9 protein-coding genes are annotated in these 10,660 nt (G+C 71.7%); 4 read left to right on the top strand and 5 right to left on the bottom strand.

Annotated features, from left to right (window positions below):
• From ACWGJM_RS48530 to glgB, 3 genes are all read left to right on the top strand, one after another.
• Positions 1–249: alpha-glucosidase C-terminal domain-containing protein (locus ACWGJM_RS48530; protein ID WP_453418197.1), on the top strand; the 249-nt coding region annotated here is incomplete at its 5' end.
• A 103-nt stretch (positions 250–352) separates the two neighbouring features.
• A complete protein-coding gene (locus ACWGJM_RS48525) occupies positions 353–1,747 on the top strand; it encodes a maltokinase N-terminal cap-like domain-containing protein (RefSeq protein ID WP_453418196.1) in 1,395 nt (464 codons plus the stop codon).
• A gap of 22 nt (positions 1,748–1,769) precedes the next feature.
• Positions 1,770–4,109 (top strand): 1,4-alpha-glucan branching enzyme, encoded by a 2,340-nt coding sequence (gene glgB / locus ACWGJM_RS48520; protein ID WP_453418195.1) that lies wholly within the window; start codon positions 1,770–1,772, stop codon positions 4,107–4,109.
• On the opposite strand, the gene ACWGJM_RS48515 is transcribed toward glgB, so the two are convergent.
• The 5 genes from ACWGJM_RS48515 to ACWGJM_RS48495 all read right to left on the bottom strand — a co-directional run bounded on the left by ACWGJM_RS48515 (position 4,084) and on the right by ACWGJM_RS48495 (position 9,984).
• The gene (locus ACWGJM_RS48515) at positions 4,084–6,324 is read right to left on the bottom strand and encodes a HelD family protein (RefSeq protein WP_453418194.1); all 2,241 of its coding nucleotides are present in this window, start codon (positions 6,322–6,324) and stop codon (positions 4,084–4,086) included. The two genes, glgB and ACWGJM_RS48515, sit on opposite strands and share 26 nt — an antisense overlap.
• A 170-nt stretch (positions 6,325–6,494) precedes the next feature.
• Positions 6,495–6,827, bottom strand: coding sequence for a thioredoxin family protein (locus ACWGJM_RS48510; RefSeq protein WP_453418193.1), 333 nt, complete (start codon positions 6,825–6,827; stop codon positions 6,495–6,497).
• The gene (locus tag ACWGJM_RS48505; protein ID WP_453418192.1) at positions 6,824–7,252 is read right to left on the bottom strand and encodes a MerR family transcriptional regulator; all 429 of its coding nucleotides are present in this window, start codon (positions 7,250–7,252) and stop codon (positions 6,824–6,826) included. The genes ACWGJM_RS48510 and ACWGJM_RS48505 overlap by 4 nt, the downstream gene beginning before the upstream one ends.
• Positions 7,253–7,426: 174 nt before the next feature.
• The gene (locus ACWGJM_RS48500; RefSeq protein ID WP_453418191.1) at positions 7,427–8,191 is read right to left on the bottom strand and encodes a DUF2127 domain-containing protein; all 765 of its coding nucleotides are present in this window, start codon (positions 8,189–8,191) and stop codon (positions 7,427–7,429) included.
• Positions 8,192–8,307: 116 nt separating this feature from the next.
• The gene (locus ACWGJM_RS48495; RefSeq protein WP_453418190.1) at positions 8,308–9,984 is read right to left on the bottom strand and encodes an MFS transporter; all 1,677 of its coding nucleotides are present in this window, start codon (positions 9,982–9,984) and stop codon (positions 8,308–8,310) included.
• Between the two features lie 115 nt (positions 9,985–10,099).
• Here ACWGJM_RS48495 and ACWGJM_RS48490 point away from each other — a divergent pair.
• Positions 10,100–10,660, top strand: a 561-nt coding sequence (locus ACWGJM_RS48490; protein ID WP_453418189.1) for a TetR/AcrR family transcriptional regulator, incomplete at its 3' end; no start/stop codon positions are given.

Raw genomic sequence — 10,660 nt, 5'->3', positions numbered from 1 at the left:
GAACTACCGTCCTCCAACCCCGCGGTGATCGCCTTCCTCAGGGAGTACGAGGACGACCTGGTCCTCTGCGTGCACAACTTCTCCCGGTTCGCGCAGCCCACCGAGCTCGACCTCAGCCGCTTCAACGGACGGCACCCCGTCGAGCTGTTCGGCGGCGTCCGCTTCCCGGCGGTCGGTGAACTGCCGTACCTGCTGACCCTCGCGGGCCACGGCTTCTACTGGTTCCGGCTGCGCAGGGAAGGCGCGTAGGAGCAGGAAGGCTCACAGAAGCCCGGGTGGGGCGGTTTCCGCCGCCGCACCCGGGGCACGCAGAAGTAATCACCCCGACGCACCGGGGAAAGGACGCGACGCCATGGCGGAAACGGTCACCCCATCCGGCACCACCACAAGTCCCGGCCAGATCCTCGCGTCGCTCGATCCACTGCTGCGCGAGTGGCTGCCGAGGCAGCGCTGGTTCGCGGGCAAGGGACGCCCGGTCACCGGTTTCACACCGGTCGCGGCCACCGAACTGCTGCCCGCCGACACCCGGCTCGGGCTCTACCACCTGCTGGTCCAGGCCCATCAGCCGGCCGCGCTCGGCTCCCCGCCCCACCCCGGCGACTGCTACCAGCTCCTCATAGGCGTGCGCGAGGCGTTGCCGCCCCGGCTGGCGCCCGCGCTGATCGGACACGTGGAGGAAGGTCCGCTCGCCGGACACACGGTGTACGACGCCCTGTACGACACCCGGCCCGCCGAGGTGATCCTGGAGGCACTGCGCTCCCAGGCCCGCATCGGCGGGCTCCGTTTCGAACGGGACCCGCGCCAGGAGATCCGCGAAGGGCTCGTGGCCCGGCTGATGACCGCCGAGCAGTCCAACACCTCGGTGGTCTATGGAGATACGTTCATTCTCAAGCTGCTGCGCCGGGTCGTGCCCGGCGTCAATCCCGACCTGGAGATACCCCTCGCCCTGGCCCGGCAGGGCTGCGCCCGGGTGCCCGCGCCGACGGCATGGCTGCACGCCGAGCTGGACGGCGGCTCCTACGTACTGGGCGTGCTCCAGCCGTTCGTGCGGGGCGCGAGCGACGGCTGGGAGCTGGCGCTGCGCGAGCTCGCCAAAGTTGAGGACTTCACCGCCGAAGCGCGGGCGCTCGGCCGGGCCACCGCCGAGGTGCACACCGCGCTCGCCCGCGCCCTGCCCACCGTCACCCTGGGCCACAGCCAGCTGCGGGTCCTCGTCGACGGCATGGTGGAGCGCCTGACGGCCGCCGTGCAGGCGGTGCCCGCACTCGGGCCGTACGAGACCGGGCTGCGCTCGGCCTTCGAGGCGCTGGCCGGCCTGGCCGCCGAGGGCCGCACCTGGACCGCCCAGCGCATCCACGGCGACCTGCACCTCGGCCAGTGCCTGCGCTCGCCGTCCGGGCAGTGGTCGCTGATCGACTTCGAGGGCGAACCGGCCCGGCCGCTGGCCGAGCGGCGCATGCCGCAGCCGTCCGTGCGGGACATCGCCGGAATGCTCCGCTCCTTCGACTACGCGGCTCATTCCGTCGGTCCTCCGGCGCAGGACTGGGCGACGGCCTGCCGGGCCGCCTACTGTTCCGGTTACACCGAGGTCGCGGGCACCGACCCGCGCACCGATCCCGTACTGCTGCGCGCCTACGAGACGGACAAGGCGATCTACGAGGTCGTCTACGAGGCCCGGCACCGACCCGACTGGCTCCCCGTACCCCTCTCGGCGGTCCACCGCCTCGCCACGTCCGACCTGACCTGACCCTCGCCCGGGAGACGCGTCCGTGACGTCCAAGAAGTCAGCGCCCGACAAGCACAAGTCCGCCAAGAGCAAGTCAGCCAAGAAGAAGGCGCCCGCGCAGGCCAAGCCGCCGGAGATCGAGACCGCGCCCGCTTCCGTGCCGGCTCCCGCCCCCGCGCCCGAGGGGGAGGTCGCCGTCTCCCCCGCCGTCGACGCCGGTGACCGCGAGCGGCTGCTGCGCGGCACCCATCACGACCCGCACGCGGTGCTGGGCGCGCACCCGGTGCCCGGCGGGATCGCCTTCCGGGCCTTCCGCCCGTACGCGCGGGCCGTCACCGTCGTCTCCGCCGAGCTGCGGGCCGAACTGCACGACGACGGCGACGGCTTCTTCTCCGGGCTGCTCCCGCTGCGCGAGGTCCCGGCGTACCGGCTGCTGGTGTCGTACGAGGGCAACGTCCACGAGACCGCGGACGCCTACGGCTTCCTGCCCACGCTCGGCGACCTGGACCTGCATCTGATCGGCGAGGGCCGGCACGAGCAGCTGTGGCAGGCGCTCGGCGCGCACCCCACGACCCACCAGGGGGTGACGGGCACCCGGTTCGCGGTGTGGGCGCCGAACGCGCTGGGCGTGCGGGTGGCGGGGAGCTTCAACTTCTTCGACGGCACCGGCCATCCGATGCGCTCGCTCGGCTCCTCCGGGGTGTGGGAGCTGTTCGTGCCGGACCTCGGCGAGGGCGAGCTGTACAAGTTCGAGATCACCCGCCCTGACGGCTCCCGTACCCTGCGCGCCGACCCGATGGCCCGGCGCACCGAGGTGCCGCCCGCCACGTCGTCCATCGTGACGGCCTCGCGCCACGAGTGGGGCGACGAGGAGTGGCTGGCCCGGCGCGCGGACACACCGGTGCACGAGGCGCCGTTCTCGGTGTACGAGGTCCACCTGCCGTCCTGGCGGCCGGGTCTCACCTACCGCCAGCTCGCCGAGCAACTCCCCGCCTACGTCAAGGACCTGGGGTTCACCCATGTCGAGCTGATGCCGGTCGCCGAGCACCCCTTCGGCGGCTCCTGGGGCTACCAGGTCACCGGCTTCTACGCGCCCACGGCCCGCCTGGGCACCCCCGACGACTTCAAACACCTGGTGGACAAGCTGCACCAGGCGGGCATCGGCGTGCTGATGGACTGGGTGCCCGCGCACTTCCCGCGCGACGACTGGGCGCTGGCGGAGTTCGACGGCCGGCCGCTGTACGAGCACTCCGACCCGCTGCGTGCCGCGCATCCCGACTGGGGCACGCTCGAGTTCGACTTCGGCCGCCGCGAGGTGCGCAACTTCCTGGTCGCCAACGCCGTGTACTGGTGCGAGGAGTTCCACATAGACGGCCTGCGCGTGGACGCCGTCGCCTCCATGCTCTACCTCGACTACTCGCGCGAGCCGGGCCAGTGGACGCCGAACGAGCACGGCGGCCGGGAGAACCTGGACGCGGTGGCGTTCCTCCAGGAGATGAACGCCACCGTGTACCGGCGGTGCCCGGGCGTGGTGACCGTCGCCGAGGAGTCGACCGCCTGGGACGGTGTCACGCGGCCCACGCACCACAAGGGCCCGAGCGGCTTCGGCGGGCTCGGCTTCGGGCTGAAGTGGAACATGGGCTGGATGCACGACTCGCTGGAGTACATGAGCCACGAGCCGGTGCACCGCAAGTACCACCACCACGAGATGACCTTCTCGATGGTGTACGCCTACAGCGAGAACTACGTCCTGCCCATCTCCCACGACGAGGTGGTGCACGGCAAGCGGTCGCTGGTGTCGAAGATGCCGGGCGACTGGTGGCAGCAGCGCGCCGGCCACCGCGCCTATCTGGGCTTCATGTGGTCCCACCCCGGCAAGCAGTTGCTGTTCATGGGCCAGGAGTTCGCCCAGGGCGCCGAGTGGTCCGAGGCGCACGGCCCCGACTGGTGGCTGCTCGACCCGGCCTACGGGGCCGAGTCCGACCACCGGGGCGTGCGCGACCTGGTCCGCGACCTCAACGCGGTGTACCGCCACGCCCCCGCCCTCTGGCAGCGCGACACCGACCCGTCGGGCTTCCAGTGGATCGTCGGGGACGCGGCCGACGACAACGTCGTGGCCTTCCTCCGGTACGACGCCGAGGGCAGTCCGCTGCTGGCGGTGTCCCACTTCGCCCCCGTCGTCCGCCACGAGTACCGCCTCGGCGTCCCCGACGACGTCCCCGCCTGGCACGAGGTCCTCAACACCGACGCGGCCCGCTACGGCGGCGGCGACGTCACCAACCCCGACCCGGTCAAGCCGGAGGCGACCGCCTGGCACGGCCGCCCCGCGAGCATCCGGCTGACCCTGCCCCCGCTGGCTACGGTGTGGCTGCGGCCTGCTTGAGTCCCTCGGGCAGGTCGCCCGTGTGCAGCACCCCGAGCCGCTGGGTGGCCCGGGTCAGGGCCACGTACAGGTCACTCGTGCCGTAGTCGCCCGGCTCGACCACCAGGACGGAGTCGAATTCCAGTCCCTTCGCCTGGCGCGGGTCCAGCAGGACGACGGTCCGCGTCAGGTCGGGCTCCGCGCCCGCCGTGACGCCGTCGAGCCGTGCCGCGAGGCGGCGGTGCAGGTCGCGGGGGGCGATCACCGCCAGCCGGCCCTCCGTGGGGGTCAGTTCGGAGACGGCCTTCTCCACGGCGCCGGGGAGGTCGTCCACCACGTGCCGCACCCAGGGCCGTACCCCGGTCGAGCGGACGGAGCTCGGCGGGGTGAAATCCGGGTTCTCGGCGCGGACCACGGCCGCCGCGACGTCCATGATCTCGGACGGGGTGCGGTAGTTGACGCCGAGCCGGGTGTGCTCCCAGCGGTCCTCGACGTACGGCTCGAGGATCTCCGCCCAGGAGCCGACGCCCGCCGCCTCCGCGGTCTGCGCCGGGTCGCCGACGAGCGTCATCGAGCGGGTCGGGCTGCGCCGCATCAGCAGCCGCCACGCCATCGGGGACAGCTCCTGCGCCTCGTCGACGATGATGTGCCCGAACGCCCAGGTCCGGTCGGCCGCCGCGCGTTCGGCGGCGCTGCGGACGTCATCCTCCTCGTGCCGCTCGGCGAATCGCTCGGCGTCGATGATGTCGTGCGCGGACAGCACCTCCGAGGACTCCGGGTCGCTGTCCTCCTTGTCCTCGAACTCGTAGGTCCGGGAGGCGTAGGAGACGTCCAGTACGCCCTGTGCGTAGGCGATCTGGGTCTCCCGCTCGCGCTCGGCGCGGGCCCGGGCCACCCGGTCGTCCTCGCCGAGGAGTTCGGCCGCCTCGTCGAGAAGCGGTACGTCCGCCACCGTCCAGGCCCGGGTCACCGGCCGCCGGATGGCGTCGGCGTCGGCCTGGGACACGTATCCGTCGGGCTCGGCGAGGAAGTCGGCGAGCAGCCGGCGCGGGGCCAGCCGCGGCCACAGCTGGTCGATGGCGGACCAGACCTCGGGGTTCTCGGCGAGCTCGTCGCGGATCTGGGTGATGTCGGAGGCGTCCAGCAGGCTGCTGCCGTCGTACGGGTCGGTGCCCACGCGCTCGGCGTACAGCTCGGTGAGCGCGTTGAGGATGTGCCCCTCGAAGTGCTCGCGGGCCGCGTTGTGCGGCAGTTTGGCGGCCCGGGTGCGCTCGCGGGCGACGTTCACCAGGCCGTCGTCGAGCATCAGCACCTCGCGGTCGTGCTCGATGGCGATCACCGGGTCGGGCAGCGCCTGCCGGTCGCGTACGACGGCGGCGAGCACGTCGGCCATGTCGGTGCGGCCCTTCACTGCGGCCGCCTCGGGCGTGTCGGTCGCCGTCGCCTTCACGCCGGGGAACAGCTCGCCGACCGTCGCCAGCAGCACACCGGTCTCGCCGAGGGAGGGCAGCACCTCGCCGATGTAGCCGAGGAAGGCGGGGTTGGGGCCGACGATCAGGACGGCGCGCCGGGCCAGCAGCTCCCGGTACTCGTAGAGGAGGTAGGCGGCCCGGTGGAGGGCGACGGCCGTCTTGCCGGTGCCGGGGCCGCCCTCGACCACCAGCACCCCGCGGTACGGGGCCCGGATGATCTCGTCCTGCTCGGCCTGGATGGTCTGCACGATGTCGCTCATCCGGCCGGTGCGGGCGGAGTTGAGCGCGGCCAGCAGCACGGCGTCGCCGGTCGGGTCCTCGTGGCCGGTGCGGGTGGCGTCACCGAGGTCGAGGATCTCGTCGTGCAGGGAGGTGACCCGGCGCCCGTCGGTGGCGATGTGCCGGCGCCGGCGCAGGCCCATCGGGGTGTGACCGGTGGCCAGGTAGAACGGGCGGGCGACGTCGGCCCGCCAGTCGATGAGGACCGGGGTTCGCTCAGTGTCGTCGCGGCGCAGCCCGATGCGGCCGATGTGGTGTTTGATCCCTGAGGTCAGGTCGATGCGGCCGAAGCAGAGTGAGCCCTCCACCGCGTTCAGCGCGGCGAGCAGCCCCGAACGCTCGGCGACCAGGATGTCCCGCTCCAGCCGGGCCTGCCTGGGCTTGTCGCCCTGGGCGAGGGCGTCCATGACGGAGGTCTCCGCGTCGCCGCGCAGGGCGTCCACGCGCGCGTACAGTCCGTCGATGAATTCCTGCTCATGGCGCAATTCATCGTCTGGAAATTCGGTGTTTGACAATTCCGCTCCCGCCCGGATATACTGTGCTCACTGAACTTCTTCGCGATCTCATTGAACTGAAGTCGCGAACCATTGAATATACGCAAAGAAATCCCCCGAGCGCAATTGCTCGGGGGATTTCTTCTTGGGCCGGGCCCGGGTTACAGCACGTCGGACAGCTCCTCCAGGAGCCTGCGCTTCGGCCGCGCGCCCACCATCGACTTCACCGGCTCGCCGCCCCGGAAGACCATCAGGGTCGGCGTCGACAGCACGCCGTACGCGATCGTGGTCTGCGGATTCCGGTCGACGTCCAGCTGGACGATCCTCAGCCGGTCACCCTCCTCGAAAGCGATGTCCTTCAGCACCGGCGCCAGCTGCCGGCAGGGTCCGCACCAGTCGGCCGTGAACTGCACGAGTACGGGGAGTTCGGCGCCGATCACCTCCGCCTCGAAATCCGCGTCCGTCACCTCGTCCAGGCCACTCACCTTGGTCACCGTATCCGCCCTCCCAGTTCGCACCCGGGTTCCGGAGCCCCCGGAACCAGCGCCTCGGCGGCCAGCTCGCCCATGGCCCGCTCGGCCCGCGTCAGCTGCCCGGCGACCTTCGCCCGGACCGCTGTCAGCTCGCCGAGGAGGTCGTCGAGCTCGGCCAGCTTGCGCCGGTAGACCGCCAGCGACGCCGGGCACGAGTCGCCCTCCGGGTGACCGGCCTTGAGGCACTCCACGAACGGGCGTGTCTCCTCCAGGTCGAACCCGAAGTCCTGGAGCGTCCGGATCTGCGTGAGCAGCCGCAGGTCGTGCTCGTCATAGGTGCGGTGCCCGAGGTCGTCGCGACGCGCGGGCAGCAGCCCGCGCGCCTCGTAGTACCGCAGCGTGCGCGTGGTGGTCCCGGCCCGTGCGGCCAGTTCGCCGATTCGCATACCTGCGACCGTAGGCCTTGACGCCGACGTCAAGGCAAGCCCCTCACTGCGGCGGCGGCAGCGCGGATGTGCGGTGGAGGAACTCCGGCTCTGCGCCGAACCGGGCCTGGCGTCACTGCCCCGGAGTCCGCTCGGCGGCTTCTCAGGGGTGAGCCGGGACGGGGCCGAAACGTTCTAGACCGCGACGCCGGCCGACTCCTCCACCTCCATCAGCGAGGCGCTGTGCCGTTCCTCGTCGAAGGCCTTCCGGCCGCCGCGGAGGCCGAACAGGCGCTTGGCGAGGGCGATGTAGAGGACGGCGAGGATGTTGAGGACCAGGGTGGCGATCTTCAGGTAGCTGACCTTCTCGGTCAGTTCGTAGATCTCCAGCGGGAGGAAGGCGGCGGTGGCGACCACCGTCAGGTACTCCGCCCAGCGCTTGGCGTACCACAGGCCGACCGCCTCGATCAGCTCGATCAGCGCGTAGGCCAGCAGCAGGGCCGCGACCAGCAGCAGCGTGTTGTGCCGGTAGCCGAAGGCCTTCTGGACGGACCCGACGACCGGCGAGTGATCGAGGTCGTAGTGGAAGTGCCGGAAGACCGGGCGGAAGACGTTCAGGTTCTCGTTGAAGAGCCGGCGTACCGCGTCCTGGCTGTTACTGAACTTCCACACCGCCACCGCGACCAGCACGATGAACACCCCGCGCACGGCCCGCTCGATCGCCAGGAAGCGGAGGATGAACAGGTCCCGCAGGACCTTTCCGCGCGGTACCAGCGGGGCGTCGGCGGCCGGTCCCGTGCCGTGCGGCTCGCCGAGCACGAAGTCCCCGCAGCGCAGACAGCGCCAGACGTCCCCGAGCGCGGTCTGGGCGTGCAGCCGCACCCGCAGCCGCGGGTCGTCCGGCGCGTACGTCACATGGCCCTTGCGGGCGCAGGTCCGCCGGTCCCAGTCGATCTTCATTCCCCCGTGCCTCCATACGTACGTGCACTGCCTGCGAACACACCAACGTGCCGCTCCGGTCGGTCCGGACACGGCACGTTAGTGGATGCGGGCGACAGGCGGCCGGGAGGGGCCGGTCAGCGCGCCGCCTGGTCCACCAGCTCCTTCTCCTGCTCGGGTTCCTCCGTCACCGCCGGGGTCTCCCGGCGCGGCAGCAGCACCGCCACCAGCAGCGTGCCGACGCCCAGGATCACCGCGCCGACCAGGCTGGTGTGGGCGACGGCGTCGGAGAAGGAGGACCCGACCGCGTCGGCCATCTGCCGTGCGCCGGAGGTGAGCTGGGCGGCCTGCTGCTTGAGCTGGGCGGCTTGCTGCGGGTCGCCGGCCTGCGCGGCCTGCGCGGCGGCCTGCCGGGCCTTGTCTCCGATGCCCTGGGCGACCGCGTACCCGGCGCCGACCGAGTCCTGCGCGGTGTCCAGGGCGCTCGCCGGGGGCTTGCTGCCCGTGGTGGCGTCGGTGAGGTGGTCGGCGTACGAGGTGGACAGCAGCGAGCCGAGGATCGCGATGCCGAGCGAGCCGCCGAGTTCGAGGGAGGTGTCGTTCACCGCGCCGCCGACGCCCAGCTCCGACTCCGGGAAGGCACCCATGATCGCGTCCGTGCAGGGCGAGAGCGCGAGACCGATGGCCAGGCCGAGGATGATCAGGGGCGCGACGAAGTCACCGTACGTCGAGGACGCGTCCACCCGCGTCAGCAGCGCCAGCGCCGCCGTGCCGCCGACCATGCCTGCGGTGACCGTCCACTTCATGCCGACGCGCGGGGTCAGCCAGCCGGTGAGCGCCGAGCCGGCGAACACGGCACCGGCGAGCGGCAGCATGCGTACGCCGGTGCCGAGGGCGTCGTAGCCGAGGACGAACTGAAGGTGCTGGGTGAGGTAGTAGAAGGCGCCGAAGACGGCCAGGAAGAAGAGGGCCACGGCGAGGTTGGAGCCCGCGAACCGGCGGTGCGCGAAGCGGCGTACGTCGAGGATCGGGCGGGGGTGGCGCAGCTCCCAGGCGACGAAGGCGAGCAGACCCACGCCGGCGACCACCGCGGCCGTCACCGCCTTGACGCCCCAGCCGAAGTGCGGACCCTCGATGATCATGTAGATCAGCGAGCCGGTCCAGATCACCGACAGCAGTCCGCCGACGTAGTCGATCCGGCCGTGGTGACCGGCCTTGGACGGCGGTACGAGGACGAGGGCGCCGACGATCGCGACGACGGCGACGGGCACGTTGATCAGGAACGTGGACGACCAGCCGTGGTCCTTCAGCAGCGCGCCCGCGACCACCGGCCCGGCGGCGATGGCGAGCCCCGCCGTCGCGGTCCACAGGGTGATGGCCTTGGCCCGTTCGGCGCGCGGGAAGGTCGCGGCGAGCAGGGAGAGGGTGGCGGGCATGATCAGCGCGGCGCCGACGCCCATCACGGCACGGGCGGTGATGACGGCCGTGGGGCTGTCGGCGAGGTAGCCGGAGACCGCACCGCAGCCGAACACGACGAGTCCGAGGAGGAGCGCTCCCCGGCGGCTGTACTTGTCGCCGATCGCGCCGAGCAGCAGCATCAGCGCGGCATACGGGACGGTGTAGCCGTCGATCACCCACTGGAGGTCGGCGCCGGACAGGCCGAGGTCGCTGGTCATGTCCGGTGCCGCGACCGTGAGGGCGGTGTTGGCCATCACGATGATCAGCAGGCTCAGGCAGAGCACGAGCAGTGCCCACCAGCGCCGGGCGTAAGGCCGGTCCATCCTTTCGACCGGTTCGGTCATGACGAGTCGCATGGGCAGGGGTCGCCTTCCTCGCAGCACGGGACTTGCACAGCGGCGTGCAATTGCACAACCATGTGCAATGTACGTCGTTGCACAGTGCTGTGCAACTCTGCGGAGGGAGGGCAGAATGGCTGCCATGACCACGGGTAACACCAGCCGCGCCGACGCCAACCGGCGCCGCATCCTCGACGTCGCCCTCGCCGAGCTGCTGCGCGACCCCGACGCCTCCATGGACCAGATCGCGCGCGCCGCGGGGGTCGTACGGCGGACGGTGTACGGGCACTTCCCGAGCCGCGAGGCGCTGATCGGCACGCTCGTCGACGGCGCGGTGGAGTCGCTGGCCGCCGCCCACGCGGCGGGCCGGGAGGGAGTCGACGACCCGGCGGAGGCGGTGGCCCGGTCCGTGCTCGCCGTCTGGGAGATCGCCGACCGCTACCGCCTGCTGGTCGCGCTGGCCCAGCGCACGGTCACCGTGCAGGGCATCCGCGACCGCCTCGCCCCGGTCCGCGAGTCCTGCGCCGAACTGCTCCAGCGCGGCATGGACGAGGGCGCCTTCAGCTCACCGCTGCCCGCGGCGGCGCTGGCGTACGTGCACGAACAGATGCTGTTCGCGGTGACCGAGGCGGTGAACGACGGCCTCCTGACAGCACAGGAGGCGGGCCGCTCCGCCGCGGTCAGTGTCCTGAAC

It is taken from the genome of Streptomyces sp. NPDC054834 (assembly GCF_053611185.1).
This window is presented reverse-complemented; position numbering and strand designations above follow the sequence as displayed.